A 25,851-nucleotide genomic window follows, 5' to 3' on the forward strand; every position below is an offset into this window, starting at 1 on the left:
GCAGGCCCGCCTGCCCCCCCGCCCCCCACCCTCCACCAACCCCACCACTATTCAGTCGGCGGGGCGGCCGCCTCCGCCCCCCCCCCCCCGCCACCGCTTTTCTTCGTACGGGCGGCTCACCCGATCAGCGCATCACCAGTAGACGACGACCTTGTCGCCGACCTTCACCTGGTCGAACAGCGCGGCGAGCTTGCCCTTGTCCCGGACGTTCACGCAGCCGTGCGAGGCGCCGTTGTAGCCGCGGGCCGCGAAGTCGGCCGAATAGTGCACCGCCTGGCCGCCGCTGAAGAACATCGCGTACGGCATCGGCGTGTGGTAGATCGTCGACGTCCACTCCTTCGCCTTCCAGCCCACGCTGAACTCGCCCTCGCGGGTCGGGGTGTTCTCCGAGCCGAAGCGGACGTCCATGGTGGAGACGACCTTGCCGTCGATCATCCAGGCGAGGGTGCGGCTCTCCTTGCTGATGCACATCACCCGGCCCTTCATGCAGCGCGGGTCCGGCGCGTCGGCCTCGTTGACCTCCGGCGGGCGCAGCTCGTCGGCGGAGGGCTTCTTGCTCAGGCCCTGGATCTTCTTCCAGGTGGCCTCGTCGACCGAACCGGTGGCGGGCAGGCCGTTCCTGGCCTGGAAGGCCTTGACCGCGGCGGTGGTCTTGGAACCGTAGAAACCGGTCGGCTTGGCCGTCAGGTACTTGAGCTGCTTCAGGCGGGCCTGGAGCTCGCGCACCTGCTCGCTCTCGTCGCCGTTCGCCATGAGCGCCTTGGCGGTCGGCGACGGCGAGGGCGACGCGGAGGCCGACGCGGACGGGGACGGCGACGCCGAGGGTGAGGCCACCTTGTCGTCGGCGGAGGGTGAGGTCTCGGGGGAGGAGCCCGCCGCGGACGCGGACGGGACCACGGAGGCGGAGCCCGCCGGCTCCGTCTTCTGCGGACCGCAGGCGGTCGCGGAGAGCGCGACGGCGGTGGCCACCCCGAGGGCGCGGACTATGACTCTCTGGCGGTGCATTGCAGCCCCCCGTTTTCTACGTCGTGTATGTAGGTGATGCCTGGCGGGCGTGGAGAGTTGCACACGGTCCCGGGATGTTGCGCCATTGTGACCAGCGGCCGTCGGGCAGGCGACGGCCGACCGTTGCGCCGGGGGCGCACCGGCGCAGCCGGGAGAGGTTGTATCAGCCCCGGGCCCGTTCTCTCTATGGAGGGCTTGGTCACATGGCGAGTACCGAGAGCGGAAGTCCCATCGAACCGGTCTACGGGCCGGGCGATCTGACGGAGTGGGATCCGGAGGTCAAACTGGGCGAACCGGGGGCGTATCCGTACACACGAGGGATCTACCCGACGATGTACACCGGCAAGCCGTGGACCATGCGCCAGTACGCCGGGTTCGGCACCGCCGCGGAGTCCAACGCCCGCTACCGCCAGCTCATCGCCGGCGGCGGCACCGGCCTGTCCGTCGCCTTCGACCTGCCGACGCAGATGGGCCACGACTCCGACGCGCCGCTCGCCCACGGCGAGGTCGGCAAGGTCGGCGTCGCCGTCGACTCCCTCGACGACATGCGGGTCCTCTTCGAGGGCATCCCGCTCGACCGGGTCTCCACCTCGATGACCATCAACGCCCCGGCCGCCCTGCTGCTGCTGATGTACCAGCTCGTCGCCGAGGAACAGGGCGTCGAGGGCTGGCAGCTGACGGGGACCATCCAGAACGACGTGCTGAAGGAGTACATCGCCCGCGGCACGTACATCTTCCCGCCCGAGCCCTCCCTGCGGCTCACGGCCGACATCTTCCGCTACTGCCGCGTGGAGATGCCCCGCTGGAACACCATCTCCATCTCCGGCTACCACATGGCCGAGGCCGGGGCCTCGCCCGCGCAGGAGATCGCCTTCACCCTGGCCGACGGGATCGCGTACGTACGGACCGCGCTGGCCGCGGGGATGGCGGTCGACGAGTTCGCGCCGCGCCTGTCCTTCTTCTTCGTCGCCCGCACCACGCTGCTGGAGGAGGTCGCGAAGTTCCGTGCCGCGCGGCGGATCTGGGCCGGCATCATGCGCGACACATTCGGGGCGAAGGATCCCAAATCGCTGATGCTGCGCTTCCACACCCAGACCGCCGGCGTCCAGCTGACGGCCCAGCAGCCGGAGCTGAACCTCGTCCGCGTGGCCGTGCAGGCCCTCGGCGCGGTGCTCGGCGGCACCCAGTCCCTGCACACCAACTCCTTCGACGAGGCGATCGCACTGCCGACCGAGAAGGCGGCCCGGCTGGCGCTGCGCACCCAGCAGGTGCTGGCGCACGAGACGGACGTCCCGCACACGGTCGACCCCTTCGCCGGCTCCTACGCGGTGGAGCGGATGACCGACGACGTGGAGCGGGCGGCGCTCGACCTGATGCGCCGGGTCGAGGACCTCGGCGGTGCGGTCGCCGCGATCGAGGCCGGTTTCCAGAAGGCGGAGATCGAGCGGAACGCGTACCGGATCGCCACCGAGACCGACAGCGGCGAGCGGGTGGTCGTCGGGGTCAACCGCTTCGCCCTCGCCGAGGAGGAGCCGTACGAGCCGCTGCGCGTCGACCCCGCGATCGAGACCCGCCAGCGCGAGGCCCTCGCCGCACTGCGCGCCGACCGCGACGGCCCGTCGCTCGCGGCGGCCCTGGCCTCCCTGCGCGAGGCGGCGGCCGGCACCGCGAACGTCCTCTACCCGATGAAGGAGGCACTGCGCGTCCGCGCCACGGTGGGTGAGGTCTGCAACGCCCTGCGCGAGGTCTGGGGCGCGTACGAGCCCACCGGTTCCACCTGGTGAAATCCCTCGTGCGACAGGAGCAACCCTATGGGACACTCCTGCGCATGCTGGGTGTCACCGATCTGCCGACCTACCTCGTCGGCCTCGTCCTGATCATTTTGCTGCCGGGTCCGAACTCGCTGTACGTGCTCTCCGTCGCGGCGCGGCGCGGCGTGCGGACCGGGTACAAGGCCGCGGCGGGGGTGTTCACCGGCGACGCCGTGCTGATGACCCTGTCCGCCGCCGGGGCCGGGGCGCTGCTCCGGACCAGCCCGGTGCTCTTCGGGATCGTCAAACTGCTCGGAGCCGGGTACCTGACCTGGCTCGCCGTCGGGATGATGCGCGGCGCCTGGGCGCTGTGGCGGTCGCGGACCGCGGCGGCCGAGGGGCCGCAGGCGGCCGCGGAAACCGCCGGCGCCCCGGTGTCCGGTGAGGCCGGGGCGGCCGGGGAGGCCGGCGAGGGCGAGCGGCCGTACCGGCGGGCGCTGCTGATCAGCGTGTTCAACCCGAAGGCGATCCTCTTCCTCGTCTCCTTCTTCGTGCAGTTCGTCGACCCCGGCTACGCCTACCCGGCGCTGTCCTTCCTCCTGCTGGGCGCCCTGCTCCAGCTCGGCAGCTTCCTGTACCTGACGCTGCTGATATTCGGCGGCACCCGCCTCGCCGCGGCCTTCCGCCGCCGCAAGCGGCTGTCGGCCGGGGCGACCTCGGCGGCCGGGGTGCTCTTCCTCGGCTTCGCCGCCAAGCTCGCCACGAGCTGACGCCCCCCGCGCCCGGCAGGGCCGCGGCAGCTCAGTGCGCCCGGAGCGAGCGCAGCCGCCGCAGCCGGCGGACCGCGCGGCGCACCGCCGGGCTGTGCGGCAGGAAGGCCAGCCGCGCCGGGATGCCGCCGGGCAGCCCGAGGGAGGTCAGGCGGCGGCGGGTGAAGTAGTTCCCGGCGCGCTGCTCGGGGTGGTGGGCCAGGTACCGCTCGGCGTCGCCGCGGCGCCCGGCGAGGATCTGCGGCTGCATGGCGTACCCGACCGCGGTGAGCAGCCCGGCCAGGCGGCCGCGGACCTGTTCCGGCCCGGGCGGGCTCCACCCGTCGACGGCCCGCGCGTCCGAGAGGGCGGGCAGCAGGGCGTCCACCACCGTCAGCGGGATCCGGTTGCTGTTCTGGTACGGGGTCAGCCGGGCCAGCAGCGGTCCCGTCCCGGTGCGCGCGACGGGCAGCCCGTACAGCGTGGCGGCCGTCAGCAGGCCGGTGGAGAAACAGCCGACGACGAGGGCCGGGCGCAGCCGCTCGTACAGCGATTCGGCCAGGACCGGGCTCGTCGCGACGGTGAGGCGGGCGCCGAGTCGCCCGGCCTCGGCGACAGCGCGCCGGGAGTACTCGGCGGGGGCGCTGGGGTGCGGCTTGAAGACCAGCTCGCGGTGGCCGAGGGCGTGCGCGCCGCGGACCATCTCCACGTGCAGCTCCTCCTCCTCGGACGGCGAGAGCAGGTCCAGGGCGGAGAGGTACTGGCCCAGCAGCAGCGCCGGCCCCTGGCCGACCCCGTCCAGCTCGGGAGCCTCCGAGGGCAGCTCGGCGAGGACCTTCAGCAGGGCCGTGCCGGGGACCAGCTCGGGGCGGACGCCGAACTCGGTGAGCAGCAGCGGCTCCAGCCCCGGCACCAGGTCGGGGTGCAGGACCCGGCGCACGCGGGTGCCGAGCTGCGCGTCGAGGCGGAAGCGGGTGGGGCCGTAGCTCATCAGCCCGTCGGCGTACACGTCGACGGCGGCGCCGGGGAAGAGCAGGCACAGGGCGCGGGCGGGCGGCACCTGGAGGGACTCCACGACCAGTTCGACGCGGTCCTCGCCGAGCCCCCACAGCGCGCGCAGCTGCCGCTCCCACAGCGGCACGTCCTCGGGGCGCGGGGTCCAGGAGCTGGGGTGCAGCGGGGCGATGGCCGCGTTCCAGTCGATCACCTCGTCGAAGCGGGTGCGCAGGGCGGCGAAGCCGGGCAGGGCGGCCAGGCCGGGGGAGGCCTCGGCGGCGAGGGCGTGGTTGCTGGTCAGGAGGATGCGGCGGCCGGCGGGCGGGAAGCAGCCCGCGTCGAGGGCGGCGGCGAGCGTGGCCGTCCCGTAGAGGGTGGAGGCGACGAAGACCTGGGTGCAGGGGAGGGCCATCAGCGGTCTCCTCCGCGCGCACCGGCGGTCGGGGAGGTCGGGGAGGTCGGGAAGAAAGGGGAGGAGGGGGCGGAGCGGGCCCGGCGGTGGGCGCGGCGCAGGCGGCGCAGGAGGGCGGCGCGCTCGGCGTCCATCGCGTCCAGTGCCTGGTCCAGCAGCTCGCCGGGCATGCGGCCGAGGGCGGCCGCGCTCAGTGCGCGCAGTTTTTCGGCCACCGGCCGTTCGAATTTTTCGATCGACCCGATATGGTGCGCGATAATGGCACAGTATGTTCGGACCGCTTTCGGCAGCAGCCGCCCGGATTCCGCATCGGCCGCCGTATCGGCCAGTACCTGGTCGAATGCCCGGATGAAATCGAGCTGCCGCTCGTCCTTGATCTGCGTCAACGAGGTGGAAATGCCGCGCCGGTAGAAGATCCCCGGCAGGCCGACGGAGGCGAAGGAGCGGGCCCGCCGGTGCAGCCGCCAGATCCACGGCCGGTCCTCGGCCGTGCGCAGCCCGTCGGTGAAGTGCAGCAGCCCGTCGTCCAGCAGCCGCCGGTGGTACATGCCGGCCCAGGCGTACGGATAGTCCACGCAGGTCGAGCGGGAGGCGGGCAGGATCCCGGCCCGCGGATCGGCGACCACCAGCTGCGGACCGTACGGGACCCGCTGCACCGAGCGGGTGCGGCCGCTGACGCTGACATGGTCGGTGCGGACGAAATCGCAGCTCAGCGCCTCGATGGCGGCCAGCGTGCGGGCCAGGTGGCCGGGGGCCAGCCAGTCGTCGCCGTCGAGGAAGGCGATGTACTCCCCGCTCGCCGCGTCCAGGCCGGTGTTGCGGGCGGTGGCCAGGCCGCCGTTCTGCTCGCGTCCGATGTGCACCGCCCCGGGCAGCTCGCGCGCCGCCCGCCGCAGCAGCTCGGGCGTCCCGTCGGTCGAGCAGTCGTCGACCAGCAGGAACTCGAAATCGTCCCGCGCGTTGAGTTCGAGGCTTTTCAGGGCATCCGGTGCGTACGTCTGCACGTTGTAGAACGGCACGACAACAGAGAGCTTGGGCACCCGCGAGACATTATGCCGTCGTCCGGCATTCACCATGGCGTGGGTGCGTATTCCGTGTGAACGGCGCGGGGCGGGCGCGTTAACCGGTGCGGATTCGCATTTCGTCGACGGCCTGTTAACCCGCTGTTGTTTGCTCGTTGGGCCGATCCCGGGAATCAGCGAATACCTTCTGCCGGGTGCCAGTCAGCAATCATGCAGACACGCGGCGCGGCCCGAAGGTCGCCGTCCTCGCGGATTCCGACACCCGGTGGAAATGGGGCGCCCTGACCGCCCGCCGCCTCGCGCCGGACCACCGCCTCGCCGGATACCTGCTGCGCGGCCGGGCCACGCCGACCGCGCGCCAGCTCGGCGAGGTCGGGGTCGGGGTCGACGCCGGGCGGCTGTCGGAGGTGACCTGCCCGGAGTTCCTCGACCGGATCGTCGGCGACCGCCCCGACGTCATCGTCCTCGCCCTCGTCGGCGGCGCCGTCCAGGCCGTGCTGCACGGGATCCGCGCCCTGTGGCCGGCCCCGGCCGCCCGGCCGGTGGTCGTCACCGGGTACGTGGGCGTCGTCTACGAGAAGCTCGCCGACGGGCTGCTGCTGCGGCACGGCGCCGACCTCGTCCTCGCCAACTCCCGCCACGACGCCGAGCGCTTCCGCGCGGTGTACGAGGGGGTCGGCGCGGCCGCGGACTGCGTCACCGAGACGGCCCTGCCGTTCCTGGACGGGGCCCCGTACCGGCCGGCCGGCAGCCGGGCCCGGCGGGTCGTCTTCGCCGTCCAGCCGTCGGTCCCCGACAGCCGGGCGGACCGGGCCTACCTGCTGCGGCGGGCCGCCGGGCACGCGCGGCTGCACCCCGACCGCGAGGTGCTCGTCAAACTGCGCAGCCGGCCCGGGGAACACACCACGCACCTGGAGGAACAGCCGTACCAGCGGCTCGCCGAGCGGATCCCCGGCGGGCTGCCCGTGAACTGCCGACTGGTGTACGGGAACATGGGCGAGGTACTGGACGGCACGGACCTGCTGGTCACGGTGTCCTCCACGGCCGCCCTGGAGTCCCTGTACCGGGGCATCCCGACGGCGGTCCTGACCGACCTCGGCATCCGCGAGGCCCTCGGCAACCACCACTTCCTCGGCTCGGGCTGCCTCGCCTCCTGGGACCAGCTGGACGCGGGCCTCCTCCCCGAGGCCGCCCCCTCCTGGCTCTCCGCCCACGGCGTCCGCCCCCCGCCGCCGCTCCCGCCCACCGCGCCTGCACCGACCGCCCACGCCGTGCCCCCGCGGCCCCGCGCCGGCGCCGACGCCGACGCCAGGGACTGTGCAGGGATGGCGTCCGCAGGCGGAGCCAGCGCCGCGGGCGCAACCGCCGCCCCGCAGTCCGGGCCCGTGGATGGAGACCCCGGGCGCGGGGCGGCCGTGGCGGAGGCCGGCGACTGCGCCGAGGTGGTCTTCGCCGCCGGCACCGGCACCGTCGGCGCAAGCGCCGGCAGAGGGGCCGGGGCCCCGGACGGGGCCGCCGGCCCCCGCCCCGGCGGCGAGGCCGAAGGCCGGACGGCGGTCGCCGAAGCCGGCGACTGCGCGGAGGTGGCGTTCGCCTCCGGCGCCGGAGGCGGGGGCGCGGCCACGGAGACCGGGGCCGCGGATGTCGGCACCGGCCCGCGGGCGGGTGCGACGTCCCCGGGGCCCGGGGCGGGGTGCCGCCCCGGCGCCGAGGCGGGGACGGCGGCCGATCCGTACGCGGCCGCGCGGGCCCGGGTCGCGGAGCTGGCGGCCCGGCCCTGGCTGCCGCCGGTGGAGCCGTACTACACGCTCGCCACCGCCCCCGGATACCTCCCCGGCATCCTCGCCCGGCAGCACCTCGCGCCGGACGGGACGCCGCTGCCCGGCGCCCCGCGCGGCGGGGAGGGCGGGTCCCGCGTCGGCCGCTGGTTCCGCGGCCGGCTGCGCGAGGCCGCCCGCGGCGCCTACCGCCACGGGGTCCAGCGCGTCGCCCCCGCGATCCGCCGCCTGGGGGACCTGTGACCGCCCGGACCGGCCCGGCGCCGTCGACCGCCGGCGCACCCCGGGCCGCGGCACCGCGGACCGATCCGCCCGCCGCGGCCGAACCACCCGCCGCAGCGCCGGACCGGGCCCGGCCGCCGGCCGTCGAGGCGCCGGCCGGCGGCCGTGGTGCCGCGGGCGGCGGGCCGAAGCGGGTGCTGGCCGTGATCCCGGCCCGGGGCGGGTCCAAGGGGGTGCCGGGGAAGAACCTGGCCGAGGTGGGCGGGGTGCCGCTCGTGGCGCGGGCCGTCGCCGCCTGCCGGGGCGCGGCCACCGTCACCGACGTGCTCGTCTCCACCGACTCCGAGGCCATCGCCGCCGCCGCCCGCACGGCCGGCGCCGCCACCGTACGCCGCCCCGCCGCCCTCTCCGGGGACACCGCCGCCAGCGAGGCCGCCGTCCTGCACGCCCTCGAGGCCTTCGAGGAACTGCACTCCCTCACCGTGGACGTGGTCCTGCTCGTCCAGTGCACCAGCCCCTTCCTCACCCCCGCCGACGTGGAGTCGGTCGCCGCCGCCGTGGCCGGCGGCGCGGCCGACACCGCCCTGGCCACGGCCCCCTTCCACGGCTTCCTCTGGCGCGCGGCCACCGCGCCCGCCGCCGACGGGGCGACCGGCGTCAACCACGACAAGGCCGTACGCCCCCGCCGCCAGGACCGTCCCCAGGACCTGCTGGAGACCGGCGCCGCCTACGCCATGGACGCCGCCGGCTTCCGCAGGGCCCGGCACCGCTTCTTCGGCCGCACCCTCCCCGTCGCCACCGACCCCGCCCGGGTCCTGGAGATCGACGACCCGCACGACCTGGCCCGCGCCCGCCTCCTCGCCCCCCTCTTCGACACCCCGCCCCCGCTCCCCGCCACCCCGACCGAAGGACGTCCCACGCCATGACCGCCGCCACCCTCGACCACCCCCGTCTGCGCACCCTCGGCTCCCGCACCGCCGGCCCCGGCCGCCCCGTCTACGTCGTCGGCGAGATCGGCATCAACCACAACGGCGACCTCGGCACCGCCCTGGCCCTCGTCGACGCCGCCGCCGAGGCCGGCTGCGACGCCGTGAAGTTCCAGAAGCGCACCCCCGAGATCTGCACCCCCCGCGACCAGTGGGACGTCGAGCGCGACACCCCCTGGGGCCGGATGACGTACATCGACTACCGCCACCGCGTGGAGTTCGGCGAGGCCGAGTACCGGGCCATCGACGAGCACTGCGCCAAGCGCGGCATCGACTGGTTCGCCTCGCCGTGGGACACCGAGGCCGTCGCCTTCCTCGAGAAGTTCGACGTCCCGGCCCACAAGGTGGCCTCGGCCTGCCTCACCGACGACGAGCTGCTGCGCGCCCTGCGCGCGACCGGCCGCACGGTCGTCCTGTCCACCGGCATGTCCACCCCGCGGCAGATCCGGCACGCGGTGGAGGTCCTCGGCAGCGACAACATCCTCCTCTGCCACGCCACGTCCACGTACCCGGCCCGCCCCGAGGAGCTCAACCTGCGGGTGATCAACACCCTCCGCGAGGAGTACCCGAACGTCCCGATCGGCTACTCGGGCCACGAGACGGGCCTGCAGACCACCCTGGCGGCCGTGGCCCTCGGCGCCGCGTTCGTCGAGCGGCACATCACCCTCGACCGCGCCATGTGGGGCTCCGACCAGGCCGCCTCCGTCGAGCCCGGCGGCCTCACCCGCCTCGTCCGCGACATCCGCACCATCGAGACCGCCCTCGGCGACGGCGTCAAGCGCGTGTACGCGTCCGAGCTCGCCCCGATGAAGAAGCTCCGCCGCGTCCAGGGCGAGCCGATCGCCGCCTGACCGCCCCCCCCGCGCACCGCAGCCCGCCCCTGACGAGCAGTACAGGAGGAGTCCCGTTGAATCCTCCCCTCCCTGAAGGGAGGGGATTCCTAGCTCACTTCGCCTGACCGTCAGCGACGGGCAGGGCTTACAAGATCAGCACTAGCCGGGTTGAGACCAGCCCGGACGAGCATCACACGGGCGGAGTTCTTGTCTCGGGGCGAGACGGCTCCGCACGCGGTGCACGTGTACGTTCTCTCGGAAAGAGGTAGTGCGTGCTTGGCTCTCGCTCCGCACTGCGCGCAGTCCATGGTGGTGTGCGCGGGGTGGACCAGGTGCACGGTGCGCCCGTGCTTGCGGGCCATCTCGACCAGGGCGGTCTTGGTCGCGCTGATCGCGGCGTCGGCCGCTGTGCGGGCCATGGTGGTCTTCGCGAGGAAGCGCGGCCGGAAGTCCTCCACCGCGAGGTGGTCGAAGTTCCGGACGACGCGCTTGGCCCACTTGCGGCCGGTGTCGGTCCGCTGCCGGGCGATCTTCTTCGACACCTTCGCCGCTGCCCGGCGGGCCTTCTTGTAGCCCTTGGTGTCGGGCCGGTTCTTCGGCGTGGCGCGCCGGGCCATCATCCGCTGGTAGCGGGCCAGCTTCTGCGCGGCCGTGCGCCCGTGCTGGGCGTGCGGCAGGTCGTGGGCGGTGGAGGTGGTGGTGGCGGTCTCCTTCACGCCCCAGTCGATGCCGATGGCCCGGCCGGTGGCCGGCAGGTCCTCGGACACCGTGGCCACGACGAACGACGCGTACCAGTGCCCGAGACTGTCCCGGTACACACGCACCGAGGACGGCGGCTTGGGCAGCTCACGCGACCACACCACCGTCACTGCGATCCCGCCCGCCAGGTGCAGCCGACCGTCCTTGATCCGGAAACCCCGGGTCGTGTAGTTCAGCGACGGCAGCGCCTCGCGCTTGCGCTCGATGCGGGGCATCCCGGCCCGCTGCCGTACCGGCAACTTCCCCTTGGTGTCCTTGCAAGCCTTGGCCCGGGACTTCGCGAAGTCGCGGATGATCTGCTGCTGCGGGACACTCGCGCCCTCACGCAACCAGCTCATCGACCGACGGGCCTCCGTCAGCATCTTGTCGAGCTGCGCCGGACCGCACGTGATCTTCTCCTCGGCAGTCCTGTTCAGGCCGTGGACCTTGCGGGAGATCGCCACGCACTCGTTCCACACCCGCCGACAGCGCGCCCACTCGTCATTCAGCTTCGCGAGCGCACCGGACGACACGCGCAGCCGGAAGGTGTACCGGGCATGCCCGGCCACCTGATCGGCTATCGCTGCTGTCGTCATGATCCGCAAGCTGACACCCGCCACTGACAACGGAAGAGAGTGCAGGTCAGAACAGATGCGAAGAGAACTCCGGCGCTCCGCGCCTGCGCCCCAAGGACCCATTCCTCCCCGGCCTGAAGGCCGGGGCCTCCTGGGAGAAACCCGGTGAACCCCTCGGCCCGCACCCCCCGCCCCACCCCCACCCCCACCCTGGCTTTCGTCGAGAGCCCGGTCCAGCTCCTGAACGTGCTCGAGTGGGCCCACGCCCAGGGCACGGCCCCGTCCGGCCGCGCCCCGCTGCTGGCGGGCGTACCGCGCCAGTCCGGCCGGGCCGGCCGGGCCGGCGCCCCCGCGGACCCGGCCGGGCCGCAGGCCCCCGGGGCCTCGGCCGCCGCCCCCGCGCCCGACCGGCTGCGGATCGTGGTCCTGCCCCCGACCGACCCCATGTCCCGCGGCCAGCTGCGCCGCATGGCGGGGCTCGCCCGGGACGAGGGGTACGAGGTCCGCTGGCAGGAGGCCCGCGGCAGCCGGCTCGCCCCGCTGCGGGCGCTCGCCGCGCTGGCCCGGGACGTCCGCGCCGCCCGGCGCGTGGTCGTCGGCGATCCGTTCTCCCGGTACGTGCAGCTGCTGCTGACCCTCGTACGCTCCGAGGAGCTCGTCGTCGTCGACGACGGCACCGCCACCCTGGAGTTCGCCGCCCAGACCGCCCGCGGCGAGCGCCTGGTGCGCTGGCACCGCATCGGCCGCGGCGGCCTGCCGGCCCGGCTGCGCGAGCTCGCGTACGCGCCGGTCTCGGCGACGGCCCGCCGCCGCTTCACCCCGGCCGCCGGCACGGGACGCCGCATCGAGGTGTTCACCTCCATGCCGGTCAGCGTGCACGGCACCATGACGCTCCGGGTCAACGACTTCGCCTGGACCCGGGCCCGCTTCGGCCCGCCCCGCCTGACCCGCGGCACCGACCTCGTCGGCACCTCGCTCGTGGAGACCGGCGTGGTCGACGGGGCCCGCTACCTGGAGGCGGTGCGCGCCCTGGCGCTGCGCCACGGCGCGACCCGCTACTTCGCGCACCGCCGGGAGTCCCCGGAGAAGCTGCGCGCGCTGAGCGAGGCGACGGGGCTGGAGATCGTACGGCCGGACCTGCCGCTGGAGCTGACGGCGCGTCGGGGACCGATCGGCCGAACGGTCGTCAGCTTCCCGTCCACGGTCGTCCACACGCTGCCGTACGCGCTGACCGGTACGGGGGTGACGGTCGCCGTATGCGAGGTGGACCCGGCATGGCTCACCGGCTCCGCCTCCCCGCGCGCCGGGGGCTTCCTCGCCTCCGTCACCGAATCCGCCCGTGATGTGCAGAGAATCCCTGTTCAGACGGCTTCGGCGGCCGGATGAGCGCGCGAGTTTACCCCCGGGGCCATCCGGTCATGCGTCCATAGGTCTGGTTTTTTTCCCCTGACGGCATGAACTTTTCCTGATCTCCATCCAGTTGGGCCATTCGTGCGCCTACCCTTCAACGGGTGAACCAGTTGATGTCCCGCGAGTCCCAGACCGTCCTGCCCGGCGTGCCCTCCCAGCCCGAGCTGCCCGGCAAGCTTCCGGATCATCTGCGTGCCGAACTGATCGCCTTCCGCCGGGACTTGCACATGCACCCCGAGCTAGGACACCAGGAGTTCCGCACCACGGCGGCCCTCAAGGCCCGGCTGGAGAAAGCCGGCCTGAGCCCGCGCGTGCTGAAGTCCGGAACCGGGCTGGTATGCGACGTGGGCACCTGGGACGGCGGCCGGCCGATGCTGGCCCTGCGTGCGGACATCGACGCCCTGCCCATCCCCGATGCCAAGACCCACGTCGCCTACCGCTCGACCTTCCCCGACCGGGCCCACGCCTGCGGCCACGACGTCCACACCGCGGTCGTCCTCGGCGCCGGCCTGGTCCTCGCCGAGCTCGACCGCCAGGGCCGGCTGCCCAGGCCGGTGCGGCTGCTGTTCCAGCCCGCCGAGGAGGTACTGCCGGGCGGGGCCACCGATGCCCTCGCCTCCGGCGTCCTGGACGGCGTCGGGAAGATCATCGCGGTGCACTGCGACCCGCGGGTCGACGCGGGGAAGATCGGGCTGCGGGCGGGTCCGATCACATCGGCGTGTGATCGTCTGGAAATCACCTTGGAGGGCCCCGGCGGCCACACCGCCCGCCCGCACCTGACCACCGACCTGGTCACGGCGGCGGCCCGGGTCGCGGTCGACCTGCCGGCGGTGCTCTCGCGCCGGATGGACGCCCGCTCGGGCATGTCGGTCACCTGGGGACGGATCGAGGCCGGGCACGCGTGCAACGTGATCCCGATGCACGCCGAGCTCTCCGGAACCATCCGCTGCCTGGACATCAACGCCTGGCACGAGGCGCCCGACCAGATCCACGCGGCGATCGACGAGATCGCCGGGGTGCACCGGGCCAAGTCGGAGATCACCTACGTGCGCGGGGTGCCGCCCGTGGTGAACGACCCGGTGGTCACCGAGCTGCTGCGGGAGGCGATGGCGGCCCGGCGCGGCAGCGAGTCGGTCGAGGACACCGAGCAGAGCCTGGGCGGCGAGGACTTCTCCTGGTACCTGGAGCACGTCCCGGGCGCCATGGCCCGCCTCGGCGTGCACCCGCCGGGCGCCAGCGTGAAGAGGGACCTCCACCGCGGGGACTTCGACGTGGACGAGGCCGCCATCGGCGTCGGGGTGGAGTTCTTCACCGCCGCCGCCCTGCTCGACGGGCGTCGTGCACGGCCTACCGGGTAGAAATTTTTGCAACATCTGAGCGGCGTCCCCCGCACCTGTCCAGCCCTTGTGTATCAAGGGCTGGACAGGACCGCTGTTACTGATCGGTCACTGTCCGGTTCGCGACGATCCGATAACGACTCATGAACGGGCCTTTAACTGACATCTACGCGCGTTACGATCGCCGCGAAACCAGCGCCGGTCAGTGGCGCTTCGGTCAGGTTTTGAAGGAGCCTCCCCTTGCGCCGGATCACCAGGATCGCCACCGTGGGCCTCGCGTCCGCGGCGCTGGCCCTCTCGGCCACCGCCTGTGGCGGAAAGAAGTCCTCCGACACGGGGGCGTCCCCGTCCGAGTCGGGTCAGAAGTCGGCCGCCATCGCCTACGACATCGGCGGTCGCGGTGACCAGTCCTTCAACGACGCCGCGTTCGCGGGTCTGGAGAAGGCCGAGAAGGACCTGAAGATCAAGGGCGCCGAGGCGGAGCCCACCGAGGGCGAGAGCGAGGCCGACAAGGTCCAGCGCCTGACGGAGCTCGCGCGCAAGGGCAACAACCCGGTCATCGGCGTCGGCTTCTCGTACGCCCCGGCCATCAAGAAGGTCGCGCCGAAGTTCCCGAACACCACGTTCGGCATCATCGACGACACCTCGGTGACCGACAAGAACATCGCGAACCTGGTCTTCAACGAGGAGCAGGGCTCCTACCTGGCCGGCGTCGCCGCCGCCAAGGCCTCGAAGTCCGGCACCGTCGGCTTCATCGGCGGCGTCGAGGTTCCGCTGATCAAGAAGTTCGAGGCGGGCTTCACCCAGGGCGTCAAGGACACCAACCCCAACGCCAAGGTGCTGTCGACCTACCTGACCCAGCCGCCGGACTTCTCCGGTTTCGCCAAGCCGGACCTCGGCAAGGCCGCCGCCAAGGGCCAGCTCGACAACGGCGCCGACGTGATCTACTCCGCCGCCGGTCTCGCCGGCTCGGGTGCGATCGAGGCCACCGCCACCGCCGGCAAGTGGGCCATCGGCGTCGACTCCGACCAGTACAACCAGGCCGGTCTGGCGAAGTACAAGGACCACATCCTGACCTCGGTCACCAAGGACGTGTCCGGTGCCGTCTACAACCTGATCAAGTCGGTCGAGGACGGCAAGCCGCAGACCGGTGAGGTCCGCTACGGCCTGGACAAGGAAGGCGTCGGCCTGGCCGACTCCAACCCCGAGTACAAGAAGATGGCCGACCTGATCGCCGCCGTCGACAAGGCGAAGGCCGACATCATCGCCAAGAAGATCACCGTCAAGACCGCGCCGTAAGGCCGTCGCCGACGTGAAGTAGTGGTCTTACGGGGTCCGGGGGCGGTCTCTACCGCTCCCGGGCCCCGAAGCCGTGTTCCGTGTCGTGATCCTTGTGGCCGGTTGGCCGCAAGTTTTCACTTTCGACAGTGCTACGCGCGTAGAGGTTCCGTGGACGCGGTACCTTCTCTCCCCGCCCTGTCCCCCTGCCTCAAGGCTTTTCCAGCTCCTTCCGCGCCAAGGAGAGTGCGTCATCAACGCGTCCAGCCCCCCCGCCGTAGAACTGCACGGCATCACCAAGCGTTTCCCCGGCGTCGTTGCCAACAAGGACATCGACATCACCGTTCGCAAGGGCACGGTCCACGCCCTGATCGGTGAGAACGGTGCCGGCAAGTCGACCCTGATGAAGATCCTCTACGGCATGCAGAAGCCGGACGAGGGCACCATCGCCATCGACGGGGAGCAGGTCTCCTTCAGCAACCCGGGCGATGCCATCGCCCGCGGCATCGGCATGGTGCACCAGCACTTCATGCTCGCCGACAACCTCACCGTCCTCGAGAACGTGGTCCTCGGCGGCGAGAAGCTGTACGGCATCGGTGCCAAGGCCCGCAAGAAGATCCTGGAGATCTCGGACGCGTACGGCCTCGGCGTGCGCCCCGACGCCCTGGTCGAGGACCTCGGCGTCGCCGACCGCCAGCGCGTGGAGATCCTCAAGGTCCTCTACCGCGGTGCGCGGACCCTCATCCTCGACGAGCCCACCGCCGTGCTCGTGCCGCAGGAGGTGGACGCACTCTTCGACAACCTGCGCGAGCTCAAGGCCGAGGGCCTGACCGTCATCTTCATCTCGCACAAGCTGGGCGAGGTGCTGAAGGTCGCCGACGACATCACCGTCATCCGCCGCGGCACCACGGTCGGCACCGCCGACCCGAAGACCGCGACGACCAAGCAGCTCGCCGAGCTGATGGTCGGCAGCGAGCTGCCCACCCCGGAGACCCGCGAGTCGACCGTCACCGACGTCCCGATGCTCCAGGTCAAGGGCCTGACCCTGGCCGAGACGGGCGGCGCGGTGACCGCGCCGCTGACGGCCGCCGCCGAGGACCACAACGAGGACACGGAGAACGTCCACGAGCACGTGCCCGTCGGCCGCCTGCTGCTGGACAACGTCGACCTCACGATCCACAAGGGCGAGGTCCTCGGTCTCGCCGGCGTCGAGGGCAACGGCCAGACCGAGCTGATCGAGGCCCTCATGGGCATGGTCACCCCGGACTCCGGCGTGATCACCCTGGACGGCCAGGACATCACCAAGCACCCGGTGCGCAAGCGCCGCGAGGACGGCATCGGCTACATCCCCGAGGACCGCCACCGCCACGGCCTGCTGCTGGAAGCCCCGCTGTGGGAGAACCGCATCCTCGGCCACGTCACCGAGGCGCCCAACTCCAAGCGCGGCATCCTCGACCCGAAGGCCGCCCGCAAGGACACCGAGCGGATCGTGCGCGAGTACGACGTCCGCACCCCGGGCATCGACGTGACCGCGGCCTCGCTCTCCGGCGGCAACCAGCAGAAGCTGATCGTCGGCCGCGAGATGAGCCACAACCCGAAGTTCCTCATCGCCGCCCACCCCACCCGCGGTGTGGACGTCGGTGCGCAGGCGCAGATCTGGGACACCATCCGCGAGGCCCGGCGCGAGGGCCTGGCCGTGCTCCTGATCTCCGCCGACCTCGACGAGCTGATCGGCCTGTCCGACACCCTGCGCGTCATCTACCGCGGCCGCCTGGTCGCGGACGCCGACCCGGCGACCATCACGCCCGAGGAGCTCGGCACCGCCATGACGGGTGCCGCGCGCGGCCACCTGGAAGCCACCGACAACAACTCCGCCGCTGCCGACGGTGACACGACGGAGGACGAGGCCCGATGAAGAAATTCGACAAGGACCGGCTGCTCCTGGCCGTCGCCGGCCCGGCGCTCGCCCTGGTCAGCGCCTTCGTACTGACCATGATCGTGCTGGCCGCCTCGGGCGTGGACCCGATCGAGCCGCTCCGCATCATGATCCAGCAGGCCGGCTTCGAGGACATCCAGGTCCTGATCGTCAACCAGGCCGGCATCTACTACCTGGCAGCCCTGGCCGTCGCCATCGGCTTCCGGATGAACCTCTTCAACATCGGTGTGGACGGCCAGTACCGCCTCGCCGCGATGGTCTCGGCCGTCATCGGCGCTGCGATCTCGCTGCCCGGCCCGCTGCAGATCGTGCTGATCGTGGTCGTGGCCATGCTCACCGGTGCCTTCTGGGCCGGTATCGCGGGCATTCTCAAGGCCAAGCGCGGCGTGAGCGAGGTCGTCTCCACGATCATGCTCAACGCCATCGCCACGTCCCTGATCGCCTGGCTGATCCTGCCGAAGAACCTCGGCGTGCAGCCGCCGGGCTCGAACGACCTGACCACCGGTGACATCCCGGAGTCCGCCTGGTTCCCGGCCCTGTCCCTGCCCGGCGGCGACATCTACGGCTTCACCTTCGTCGCCTTCGCGCTCGGCATCGTCTACTGGTTCGTCCTCAACCGCACCCGGTTCGGCTTCGACCTGCGCGCCACCGGCGCCAGCGAGTCCGCCGCCCAGGCCTCCGGTGTGGACGCCAAGAAGATGATCATGACCTCGATGCTCATCTCGGGCGCTGTCGCCGGCCTCACCGGCATGCCGCTGCTGCTCGGCGAGTCCCACACGTACAACCTGTCCTTCCCGCTGGGTGTGGGCTTCACCGGCATCACCGTCGCCCTGCTCGGCCGCAACAGCCCGGTCGGCATCCTCTTCTCCGCCCTGCTGCTCGCGTTCATCAAGCAGACCTCCGCCGGCCTCGACACCGCCGGCTACGCCCAGGAGATCGGCACGATCATGCAGGGCCTGATCGTGATCGCGGTCGTCGTCAGCTACGAGATCGTCCGCCGCTACGGCATCCGCCGCCAGCAGCAGAAGGTCGGCGAGGAGCTGGCTGCCGGCCACGCCATCAAGACCGACAAGAAGGAGGTCGCGGCGTGAGCACCAGCACCGCTACCGCGACGAGCGCTGCGCCCAAGGGCGGCGGCCGCCGCAAGCTCACCCTGCCCTGGATCCTGCTGATCATCGCCGGTGGGCTCGCCCTGATCTCGCTGGTCCGGGTCATCTCCGGCGCCAACGACCTGACCTCCGTCGGCCAGGTCTCCGGCGCCCTCCAGCTCGCCGTGCCGATCGCCCTGGCCGGTCTCGGCGGCCTGTGGGCCGAGCGCTCCGGCGTCGTCAACATCGGCCTCGAAGGCATGATGATCCTCGGCACCTGGTTCGGCGCCTGGGCCGGCTACCAGTGGGGCCCGTGGACCGGCGTCGCCATGGGTATCGTCGGCGGCGCCCTCGGCGGCCTGCTGCACGCGATCATCACGGTCACGTTCAACGTCAACCACATCGTCTCCGGTGTGGCCGTCAACATCCTGGCCGTCGGCTTCACCCAGTACCTGTCGAACTTCACCTTTGACAAGGTCCCCGGCGGCTCCTCCAAGCAGTCCCCGCGCATCGAGCCGATCACCGAGATCACCGTCCCCGGCCTGTCGGACTGGCTGGCCACGCTCCAGGCGAAGCACTGGTTCCTGGTCTCGGACGTCGCCGGCGTCCTCGGCGGCCTGGTCACCAACCTGTCGCTGCTGACCATCGTGGCGATCCTGCTGATCCCGGCCACCTGGTGGGTGCTGTGGCGGACCTCCTTCGGTCTGCGCCTGCGCTCCTGCGGCGAGAACCCGACCGCCGCCGAGTCCCTCGGCGTCAACGTCTACAAGTACAAGTACATCGCCGTGGTCGTCTCCGGTGCGATGGCCGGCCTCGGCGGCGCGTTCCTCGCGATCGTCTCCACCGGCATCTACCAGGAGGGCCAGACCGGCGGCCGCGGCTACATCGGCCTCGCCGCGATGATCTTCGGCAACTGGATGCCGGGCGGCATGGCCCTCGGCTCGGGCCTGTTCGGCTTCACGTACAGCCTCAAGCTGCGCGGCGGCGCCGAGAACGTCCACGCGATGCTGCTGCTGCTCGCGATCCTGCTCATCGTGGTCGTCGTCTGGCAGCTGTACAAGAAGAAGCACCTGCAGGCCGCGATCGCCCTGGCCTGCGCCGCCGGCCTGTTCGTCTGGTACGCGCTGACCGACGCCGTCCCGAGCCAGTTCGTCGACGCCGCCCCGTACGTCACGACGCTGCTGGTGCTGGCCCTGTCGGCGCAGCGCCTGCGGATGCCCAAGGCGGACGGCCTGCCGTACCGCAAGGGTCAGGGCAAGTGACGACGGCGGCCACCCCCGACTGGGAGGTCCTGCGCGAGGCCGCCCGGGACGCCATGTCCCGGGCGTACGCCCCGTACTCGGGCTTCCCGGTCGGTGCCGCAGCCCTCGTCGACGACGGCCGGACCGTGACCGGCTGCAACGTGGAGAACGCCAGCTACGGGCTCGGCCTGTGCGCAGAGTGCGGGCTGGTCTCCTCCCTCCAGGCCACCGGCGGCGGCCGGCTGACGCACTTCACCTGCGTCGACGGCAAGGGCGAGGTACTCGTCCCGTGCGGGCGCTGCCGCCAGCTGCTGTTCGAGTTCGGCGGCCCGGAACTGCTGGTGGAGACCCCGAAGGGGATCCTTCCGCTCGCGGAGATGCTGCCCCAGGCCTTCGGGCCGGACCACTTGAGATAACCGTGCCGACGGCCCTCCGCCCACGAGGCGGGGGGCCGTCGCACTTCCGCGGACACCCTTACACCCCTCTATGCGCGTAGAAGGAAGCACCACATGGACGTCATCTCCGTCATCCGGACCAAGCGGGACCGCGGCGAGCTGAGCCCCGAGCAGATCGACTGGGTCATCGACGCCTACACCCGCGGCGTCGTCGCCGACGAGCAGATGTCGGCGCTGGCCATGGCCATCCTGCTCAACGGCATGAACCGGTCCGAGATCGCCCGCTGGACCGCCGCGATGATCGCCTCCGGCGAGCGGATGAACTTCGACTCCCTCTCCCGCCCGACTGCCGACAAGCACTCCACCGGCGGCGTCGGCGACAAGATCACCCTGCCGCTGGCCCCGCTCGTCGCCGCCTGCGGCGCGGCCGTGCCGCAGCTGTCCGGCCGCGGCCTCGGCCACACCGGCGGCACCCTGGACAAGCTGGAGTCCATCCCCGGCTGGCGCGCGCTGCTCTCCAACGAGGAGATGCTCCACGTCCTCGACACCACCGGCGCGGTCATCTGCGCGGCGGGCGACGGCCTGGCCCCGGCCGACAAGAAGCTGTACGCGCTGCGCGACGTGACGGGCACCGTCGAGGCCATCCCGCTGATCGCCTCTTCCATCATGTCGAAGAAGATCGCCGAGGGCACCGGCTCGCTCGTCCTGGACGTGAAGGTCGGCTCCGGCGCCTTCATGAAGAACATCGAGGACGCCCGCGAGCTCGCCTCCACCATGGTGGCGCTGGGCACCGACAGCGGCGTGAAGACCATCGCCCTGCTCACCGACATGTCCACCCCGCTCGGCCTGACCGCGGGCAACGCGCTCGAGGTCCGCGAGTCCGTCGAGGTCCTGGCCGGCGGCGGCCCGGCCGACGTGGTCGAGCTGACCATCGCCCTGGCGAAGGAGATGCTGGACGCCGCCGGCATCAAGGACGCCGACCCGGCCAAGGCGCTGGCCGACGGCTCCGCGATGGACGTCTGGCGCCGCATGATCCAGGCCCAGGGCGGCGACCCGGACGCGGCCCTGCCGGTCGCGCGCGAGCAGCACGTGGTGACCGCGCCGTCCTCGGGCGTGCTGACCCGGCTGGACGCGTACGCGGTGGGCGTGGGCGCCTGGCGGCTGGGCGCCGGCCGCGCCCGCAAGGAGGACCCGGTGCAGGCCGGTGCGGGCATCGAGCTGCACGCCAAGCCGGGCGAGCAGGTCACCGCCGGCCAGCCGCTGATGACGCTGCACACGGACACCCCGGAGAAGTTCGAGTACGCCCTGGCCTCGCTCGAGGGCTCGTACGACATCGCCCCGGCGGGCACGTCCTTCCAGCCGACCCCGATCGTCCTGGACCGCATCGCCTGACCTGCGGCTTCCCTTTCGGGTGGACGGGACCGGTGGATCCCTGCCGGTCCCGTTCGGCATGCTGGGGCTCCGTGCCGTGGGCGGGCAGGTTCGGCGAGGCCGTTCCCCTTCCGGCGCCGTCCGGCCTCACCCCTGTAGCCGGGGAAGGGCCTCGCCCGCCCCCGGCTCGCGCCGTTGCTCCAGCCAGAACAGATAGCCGCGCAGGTACGCCTCCAGGCCGTCGTCGATGTGGCCGACGAAGTCCCGGTGGCCCTGCGCGGCTTCGTTGTAGTGGGCGGCGTACCGCGGATCCCCGGCGTAGGCGGCCCACTCGGCGCCCGTGGCCACCGCCCACTCCCGTACCCGGCCGCGGTCCCGCCACCAATCACGGACGGACCCCACGGTCCAGTGGTCGTCCCCGTCGCAGCCGTAGGCGCTGTACAGCTCCACCCGGGCTCCGCGCACGAGGTTGTCGGTCTCGTGGACGTCCACCGGCTGGCGGAAGACGAACTCCTGCCCGTCGCCGTCGTAGGCGATGTGTCGGGGGGCCTCGTAGCGGCCCATCATCATGCAGTCGGTGTCCGCCCCGTAGAAGGGGCCGGGGACGTTGCGCCAGTTCCGCTCGGCCCAGACGCCCCGGAACACGGGGAAGCGGGCGTCCGCCGGGGCGAGTGCGCGGGCGGTGGGCAGCGGATCCCAGTAGGCAGATCTCATCACGCCATTCTCCGCACCCGCCTCATCCGCCGCCGATGAGTTACGGCAGGCCGGGGAGTCACCCCTGCGTGGAGATCACTCGACTCGTGCTGCCCGGACCCAGCCCCACCGCCGACGACGCGGCGCACCTCTGCGTGCGCCTGGCCCGACTGTACGAGCAGGGGGCGCAGGCGGTGGAGTGCGATGCGCGGGCGGTCACCGCGCCGGGCCTCGGCGCGGTCGAGGTGCTGGCCCGGCTGCGGCTCACCGCCCGGGGGCGCGGGGACTTCGCCATCACCGGCGCTCGCGCCCCGCTGCGGGCCCTGCTCGGCCTGGTGGGGCTAGTCGAGCTGCTCGGGGAGGCCGAACAGTGGGAACCACCGCGCGGTGTCCAGGAAGGCGTTGAGCCCGACGATCCGCCCGGCTGAGACCTCCAGCACCTGCAGCGCCCACGGCACGTGCCCGGGCCGGCCGTCCTCCCGGGGCCGGTACTGGCCGAAGGCGGGCAGCCCGTTGGCGGTGGTCGGGACCAGCCGCGAGCCCTTGCAGCCGATGCCCTGGTTCAGGTGCCAGGCGGCGATGTCCGCCGGGCCCCGCAGCCACAGGTCGAACGGCGGCATGGACAGCACCGCGTCCTCGTGCAGCAGCGTGGTGAGCCGGGTGATGTCGTACGCCTCGAACGCCGACAGGTACTGCTCCAGCAGCGCGACCTGCTCCGCGTCCAGCGGGTCGGCGCTCTCGCTCTCGCGCAGCGGGTGCGCGGAGAGCGTGGCCCGCGCCCGCTGCAGGGCGCTGTTCACCGACGCGGTGGTGGTCTCCAGCAGCACCGCCACCTCGTCGGCCTTCCAGGCCAGCACCTCGCGCAGGATCAGCACGGCCCTCTGCTTGGGCGGCAGGTGCTGCAGCGCCGCGACGAACGCCAGCCGCACCGACTCCTTGGCCAGCGCCATCTCCGCCGGGTCGGCGGTCTGCGGGAGCACCCGCCCGTCGGGGACCGGCTCCAGCCAGGTCACCTCGGGCCGCTCGCTCAGGACGGCGGTGGCCTGGTGCTGCGGGGCGGTGAGGTCCATGGGGCGGGCCCGCTTGTTGCCCGCGCTCAGCAGGTCCAGGCAGACGTTGGTCGCGATCCGGTACAGCCACGACCGCAGCGAGGAGCGGCCCTCGAACTTCTCGAAGCTGCGCCAGGCGCGGATGTACGTGTCCTGCACCGCGTCCTCGGCGTCGAAGGAGGAGCCGAGCATCCGGTAGCAGTAGCCGGTGAGCTCGACCCGGTAGCGGTCGAGCGCCGCCTCCAGGCCGCCGTCCGCATCAGGGGCGGTGGCCGTGCCGGCCGCGAGGTCTGCGGTGTTGGTCATCTCTTCCGTCCCCCTGGTCGATCCCGATACCCGGTGAACCTACCCGAGGGGTCCGACAGCCGCAGCTCGGACACAAAGGCGAAGGGCCCCGGGGCAGTTGGCCCCGGGACCCGTTCCGCGGCCCGGATCAGCGGGCCGCCGCCGCCCGCGCCGGGATCCGCCGCTCGGCGCGGGCCGCGTGCGAGCCGTACAGGGTGATCGACACGACGCCGAGCACCGCCAGCAGAGCCAGGCCCGCCGTGGCCTCCCAGCCCGCCGCGTGGAAGGCGAGCGCCCCGAGCGTGCCGCCCGCGCTGGAGCCGAGGTAGTACGCCGACTGGTACAGCGCGGAGGCCTGCGCGCGGCCCGACACCGCGGTCCGGCTGACCGCGGCCGAGGCCACCGCATGGCCTGCGAAGAACCCGGCCGTGATCAGCACCAGCCCGGCGACGATCGCGCCGAGGGACTCCGACAGCGACAGCAGCAGGCCCAGCGCGGTCGTCGCCACCGCCAGGTACAGCGCCCCGCGGCGGCCCATGCGGGCCACCAGCTGCCCCGCGGCCGCGGAGGAGGCCGTACCGACCAGGTAGATCAGGAAGATCGAGCCGATCACGCCCTGCCCGAGGGAGAACGGCTCCTCGACCAGCCGGTAGCCGATGACGGTGTACACGGCGCCGAAGACGGTCATGAACAGGGCGCCGATCGCGTACAGCCGGAGCAGCAGCGGATCGCGCAGGTGGCGGGCGACCGAGGCGCCGACGGCCCGCGGGTCCAGCGAGGCCGGGCGGAAGAACCGGGCCCGCGGCAGCAGCACCCGGAAGGCGACCGCGCAGGCCAGTGCCATCAGGCCGACGGTCAGCAGACCCGCCCGCCAGCCCCAGGCCTGCGCCGCCCAGCCGGTGGCGAGGCGGCCGCTCATGCCGCCGATGGAGTTGCCCGCCACGAACAGGCCGATCGCCCCGACCAGCGCCTTCGGCCGGACCTCCTCCGCCAGGTAGGCCATCGCGGAGGCCGGGATGCCGGCGATGGCCGCGCCCTGCACGGCGCGCAGTGCGACGAGCCACTCCAGGCTGGGCGCGAACGGGACGAGGAGCCCGATGCCGACGGCGACGGCGAGGGAGACCGTCATCGTGCGGGTCCGCCCGAAGCGCTCGGAGAGCGCGCTGAGCGGCAGCACGAACAGGGCGAGGGCCCCGGTGGCCGCGGAGACGGTCCAGCTGGCCTGACCGGCCGTCACCCCGAAGCCGTCGGAGATCGCGGGCAGCAGGGCCTGGGTGGAGTAGAGGAGCGCGAACGTCGCGAGTCCGGCGGCGAAGAGCGCGAGGCTCATCCGGCGGTAGCCGGGGCGGCCGGGAGCGAGGGCCTCGGGCGCGAGGGCCTCGGGGGCGTCGCCGACTGCGGTGGCGCCGGTGGCAGCGGTGGTGTCCGGGGACGACGGGGTGGAGGCACCCGGGATGACGGGTGCCCCGGTATGAACGGGAGGCATGCCACGACCGTAGACCCGCCGCGTTTCATGCGTCCAATGCACAGAATCGCGATAATCGATCCACTGGCGCATCAGCACTGCTCAGGAGGGTGCATGTCAACGAACCGTTACGAAGAGAACATCCCCGTGACAGGTTTGCTCGCCCCGCGCCTCGCCTACTTCGCCGCGGTCGCCCGCCACGAGCACGTCACCCGCGCCGCCCACGAGCTGGGCGTCCCGCAGTCCACCCTGTCCCGGGCCATGGTCCGCCTCGAACAGGACCTGGGCGTCGTGCTGTTCGCCCGCAAGGGCCGCACCGTCGCGCTCACCACCGCCGGGCGGACCTTCCTCGCCTCGGCCGAGAAGGCCCTCGCCGAGATCGCCCGCGCCGCGGAATCCGTCCAGCAGGACGCCGACCCGGCCTACGGCAAGGTGGCGTTCGGCTTCCTGCACACCCTCGGCCCCGAGACCGTACCCGGCCTGATCCGCGCCTTCCGCGCCGACCACCCGCGCGTGCGCTTCTCCCTGGTCCAGAACTACGGCGAGGCCATGCTGGAGCGGCTGCGGGCCGGGGAGCTCGACCTCTGCCTGACCTCGCCGCTGCCCGACGCCCCCGACCTTGTCGCCCGCCGCCTCGACGAGCAGCGGCTGCGCCTGGTCGTCCCCGACGACCACCGCCTCGCGACCCGCAAGCGCATCCGCCTCGCCGAGGCCGCCGAGGAAACCTTCGTCACCCTCGAGCCCGGCTACGGGCTGCGCCGCATCACCGACGACCTGTGCGCCGAGGCCGGGTTCGCGCCCCGCGTCGCCTTCGAGGGCGAGGAGGCCGAGACCCTGCGCGGCCTGGTCGCCGCCGGCCTCGGCGTGGCCCTGCTGCCGCCCCCGGCGGTGGCCCGCCCCGGCGTGGTCGAGCTGACCGTGACCGCCCCGCGCGCCGTCCGCGAGATCGGCGTCGCCTGGCTCGACGGCCACCCCGACACGCCGCCGGTCGCCCAGTTCAAGCGCTTCCTGCTGTCGAGGCGCGGCAAACTCATCCCGGAGGCCTTCGGCGGCCCGGTTCAGCCCCCGCCCCCGCCGCCGCCACTCCTCGACCCCGGGACCGCGGACAGCAAGTAGCCCGCCTGGAAACGGGACCCCTTCTTCATGCGCCGCTCGCGCGGCTCGGCGCCGGGGCGCCTCCCCGGCTTCGTGTCGCTGTGCCGGACTCCGTCCGTCGGCCGTCGGGCGGGTTCGGGT

At 72.6% G+C, this 25,851-nt stretch carries 20 protein-coding genes and 2 pseudogenes; 15 read left to right on the forward strand and 7 right to left on the reverse strand.

Features of this window, described 5'->3' with window-relative positions; translation table 11 throughout:
• Nucleotides 1-132: 132 nt before the first annotated feature.
• Nucleotides 133-1,005: a L,D-transpeptidase family protein gene (locus tag ABZ924_RS00005; protein ID WP_361901591.1), complete on the reverse strand. Its 873-nt coding sequence runs from the start codon at nucleotides 1,003-1,005 to the stop codon at nucleotides 133-135.
• 203 nt (nucleotides 1,006-1,208) lie between these two features.
• Here ABZ924_RS00005 and ABZ924_RS00010 point away from each other — a divergent pair, with 203 nt between their 5' ends.
• A complete protein-coding gene (locus ABZ924_RS00010; protein WP_361901592.1) occupies nucleotides 1,209-2,789 on the forward strand; it encodes a methylmalonyl-CoA mutase family protein in 1,581 nt (526 codons plus the stop codon).
• A 44-nt stretch (nucleotides 2,790-2,833) separates the two neighbouring features.
• On the forward strand, nucleotides 2,834-3,526 hold the full coding sequence (gene leuE / locus ABZ924_RS00015) for a leucine efflux protein LeuE (protein WP_361901594.1): 693 nt from the start codon (nucleotides 2,834-2,836) through the stop codon (nucleotides 3,524-3,526).
• Between the two features lie 31 nt (nucleotides 3,527-3,557).
• Here the strand turns inward: leuE and ABZ924_RS00020 are convergent, their stop codons facing one another.
• Together ABZ924_RS00020 and ABZ924_RS00025 are read right to left on the reverse strand one after the other, a co-directional pair.
• Entirely contained in the window at nucleotides 3,558-4,913 is a 1,356-nt protein-coding gene (locus tag ABZ924_RS00020; protein ID WP_361901596.1) for a polysialyltransferase family glycosyltransferase, read from the reverse strand.
• Nucleotides 4,913-5,953: a glycosyltransferase family 2 protein gene (locus tag ABZ924_RS00025; RefSeq protein WP_361901598.1), complete on the reverse strand. Its 1,041-nt coding sequence runs from the start codon at nucleotides 5,951-5,953 to the stop codon at nucleotides 4,913-4,915. The genes ABZ924_RS00020 and ABZ924_RS00025 overlap by 1 nt, the downstream gene beginning before the upstream one ends.
• Before the next feature lie 176 nt (nucleotides 5,954-6,129).
• Between ABZ924_RS00025 and ABZ924_RS00030 the strand changes: the two genes are divergently transcribed.
• From ABZ924_RS00030 to ABZ924_RS00040, 3 genes and pseudogenes are all read left to right on the forward strand, one after another.
• Nucleotides 6,130-7,956, forward strand: a complete 1,827-nt coding sequence (locus tag ABZ924_RS00030; protein WP_361901600.1) for a DUF6716 putative glycosyltransferase — start codon at nucleotides 6,130-6,132, stop codon at nucleotides 7,954-7,956.
• Between the two features lie 173 nt (nucleotides 7,957-8,129).
• Nucleotides 8,130-8,810: pseudogene (locus ABZ924_RS00035) on the forward strand (acylneuraminate cytidylyltransferase family protein); the annotation flags it as partial.
• Nucleotides 8,811-8,857: 47 nt separating this feature from the next.
• Entirely contained in the window at nucleotides 8,858-9,772 is a 915-nt protein-coding gene (locus tag ABZ924_RS00040) for an N-acetylneuraminate synthase family protein (protein ID WP_361901602.1), read from the forward strand.
• A 110-nt stretch (nucleotides 9,773-9,882) separates the two neighbouring features.
• Here the strand turns inward: ABZ924_RS00040 and ABZ924_RS00045 are convergent, their stop codons facing one another.
• Nucleotides 9,883-11,088, reverse strand: a complete 1,206-nt coding sequence (locus tag ABZ924_RS00045) for a transposase (RefSeq protein WP_361901604.1) — start codon at nucleotides 11,086-11,088, stop codon at nucleotides 9,883-9,885.
• Nucleotides 11,089-11,232: 144 nt separating this feature from the next.
• On the opposite strand from ABZ924_RS00045, the gene ABZ924_RS00050 reads away from it, so the two are divergent.
• From ABZ924_RS00050 to ABZ924_RS00085, 8 genes are all read left to right on the forward strand, one after another.
• Complete coding sequence (locus tag ABZ924_RS00050) at nucleotides 11,233-12,453, forward strand: hypothetical protein (protein WP_361901606.1); 1,221 nt, start codon at nucleotides 11,233-11,235, stop codon at nucleotides 12,451-12,453.
• 137 nt (nucleotides 12,454-12,590) lie between these two features.
• Entirely contained in the window at nucleotides 12,591-13,835 is a 1,245-nt protein-coding gene (locus ABZ924_RS00055; RefSeq protein ID WP_361902320.1) for an amidohydrolase, read from the forward strand.
• Between the two features lie 219 nt (nucleotides 13,836-14,054).
• The gene (locus tag ABZ924_RS00060; protein ID WP_361901607.1) at nucleotides 14,055-15,113 is read left to right on the forward strand and encodes a BMP family ABC transporter substrate-binding protein; all 1,059 of its coding nucleotides are present in this window, start codon (nucleotides 14,055-14,057) and stop codon (nucleotides 15,111-15,113) included.
• 232 nt (nucleotides 15,114-15,345) lie between these two features.
• Nucleotides 15,346-17,007, forward strand: coding sequence for an ABC transporter ATP-binding protein (locus tag ABZ924_RS00065; RefSeq protein ID WP_361902323.1), 1,662 nt, complete (start codon nucleotides 15,346-15,348; stop codon nucleotides 17,005-17,007).
• Nucleotides 17,004-18,119: an ABC transporter permease gene (locus ABZ924_RS00070; RefSeq protein ID WP_361901609.1), complete on the forward strand. Its 1,116-nt coding sequence runs from the start codon at nucleotides 17,004-17,006 to the stop codon at nucleotides 18,117-18,119. The genes ABZ924_RS00065 and ABZ924_RS00070 overlap by 4 nt, the downstream gene beginning before the upstream one ends.
• Nucleotides 18,116-19,378 carry an ABC transporter permease gene (locus ABZ924_RS00075; RefSeq protein ID WP_361901611.1) on the forward strand — a complete coding sequence of 421 codons (1,263 nt, stop codon included), beginning with the start codon at nucleotides 18,116-18,118 and terminating at the stop codon, nucleotides 19,376-19,378. The genes ABZ924_RS00070 and ABZ924_RS00075 overlap by 4 nt, the downstream gene beginning before the upstream one ends.
• Entirely contained in the window at nucleotides 19,375-19,773 is a 399-nt protein-coding gene (locus tag ABZ924_RS00080; RefSeq protein WP_361901612.1) for a cytidine deaminase, read from the forward strand. Before ABZ924_RS00075 ends, ABZ924_RS00080 begins: the two co-directional genes overlap by 4 nt.
• 93 nt (nucleotides 19,774-19,866) lie before the next feature.
• Nucleotides 19,867-21,144 (forward strand): thymidine phosphorylase, encoded by a 1,278-nt coding sequence (locus ABZ924_RS00085; RefSeq protein ID WP_361901614.1) that lies wholly within the window; start codon nucleotides 19,867-19,869, stop codon nucleotides 21,142-21,144.
• Between the two features lie 126 nt (nucleotides 21,145-21,270).
• On the opposite strand, the gene ABZ924_RS00090 is transcribed toward ABZ924_RS00085, so the two are convergent.
• Nucleotides 21,271-21,837, reverse strand: a complete 567-nt coding sequence (locus ABZ924_RS00090) for a ferredoxin (protein WP_361901616.1) — start codon at nucleotides 21,835-21,837, stop codon at nucleotides 21,271-21,273.
• A 68-nt stretch (nucleotides 21,838-21,905) separates the two neighbouring features.
• Here ABZ924_RS00090 and ABZ924_RS00095 point away from each other — a divergent pair, with 68 nt between their 5' ends.
• Complete coding sequence (locus ABZ924_RS00095) at nucleotides 21,906-22,244, forward strand: STAS domain-containing protein (RefSeq protein ID WP_361901618.1); 339 nt, start codon at nucleotides 21,906-21,908, stop codon at nucleotides 22,242-22,244.
• Here ABZ924_RS00095 and ABZ924_RS00100 read toward each other — a convergent pair.
• Both ABZ924_RS00100 and ABZ924_RS00105 read right to left on the reverse strand, forming a co-directional pair.
• Nucleotides 22,158-23,171: a sigma-70 family RNA polymerase sigma factor gene (locus tag ABZ924_RS00100; protein WP_361901620.1), complete on the reverse strand. Its 1,014-nt coding sequence runs from the start codon at nucleotides 23,169-23,171 to the stop codon at nucleotides 22,158-22,160. The genes ABZ924_RS00095 and ABZ924_RS00100 overlap by 87 nt on opposite strands.
• A gap of 127 nt (nucleotides 23,172-23,298) precedes the next feature.
• Nucleotides 23,299-24,636: an MFS transporter gene (locus ABZ924_RS00105; RefSeq protein WP_361901621.1), complete on the reverse strand. Its 1,338-nt coding sequence runs from the start codon at nucleotides 24,634-24,636 to the stop codon at nucleotides 23,299-23,301.
• Between the two features lie 63 nt (nucleotides 24,637-24,699).
• On the opposite strand from ABZ924_RS00105, the pseudogene ABZ924_RS00110 reads away from it, so the two are divergent.
• Nucleotides 24,700-25,656 (forward strand): annotated as a pseudogene (locus ABZ924_RS00110) (LysR family transcriptional regulator); the annotation flags it as partial.
• Nucleotides 25,657-25,851 lie beyond the last annotated feature (195 nt).

Origin of the sequence: Streptomyces sp. NPDC046876 (genome assembly GCF_040645035.1) — a bacterium.
Classification (GTDB): Bacteria; Actinomycetota; Actinomycetes; order Streptomycetales; family Streptomycetaceae; genus Streptomyces.

Bases quoted from the DNA above. Each gene is read 5' to 3' on its own strand.
- ABZ924_RS00005 (WP_361901591.1), bottom strand. From the start codon at position 1,005: ATGCACCGCCAGAGAGTCATAGTCCGCGCCCTCGGGGTGGCCACCGCC.
- ABZ924_RS00010 (WP_361901592.1), top strand. From the start codon at position 1,209: ATGGCGAGTACCGAGAGCGGAAGTCCCATCGAACCGGTCTACGGGCCG.
- leuE (WP_361901594.1), top strand. From the start codon at position 2,834: ATGCTGGGTGTCACCGATCTGCCGACCTACCTCGTCGGCCTCGTCCTG.
- ABZ924_RS00020 (WP_361901596.1), bottom strand. From the start codon at position 4,913: ATGGCCCTCCCCTGCACCCAGGTCTTCGTCGCCTCCACCCTCTACGGG.
- ABZ924_RS00040 (WP_361901602.1), top strand. From the start codon at position 8,858: ATGACCGCCGCCACCCTCGACCACCCCCGTCTGCGCACCCTCGGCTCC.
- ABZ924_RS00045 (WP_361901604.1), bottom strand. From the start codon at position 11,088: ATGACGACAGCAGCGATAGCCGATCAGGTGGCCGGGCATGCCCGGTAC.
- ABZ924_RS00055 (WP_361902320.1), top strand. From the start codon at position 12,591: ATGTCCCGCGAGTCCCAGACCGTCCTGCCCGGCGTGCCCTCCCAGCCC.
- ABZ924_RS00070 (WP_361901609.1), top strand. From the start codon at position 17,004: ATGAAGAAATTCGACAAGGACCGGCTGCTCCTGGCCGTCGCCGGCCCG.
- ABZ924_RS00085 (WP_361901614.1), top strand. From the start codon at position 19,867: ATGGACGTCATCTCCGTCATCCGGACCAAGCGGGACCGCGGCGAGCTG.
- ABZ924_RS00090 (WP_361901616.1), bottom strand. From the start codon at position 21,837: ATGAGATCTGCCTACTGGGATCCGCTGCCCACCGCCCGCGCACTCGCC.
- ABZ924_RS00100 (WP_361901620.1), bottom strand. From the start codon at position 23,171: ATGACCAACACCGCAGACCTCGCGGCCGGCACGGCCACCGCCCCTGAT.
- ABZ924_RS00105 (WP_361901621.1), bottom strand. From the start codon at position 24,636: ATGCCTCCCGTTCATACCGGGGCACCCGTCATCCCGGGTGCCTCCACC.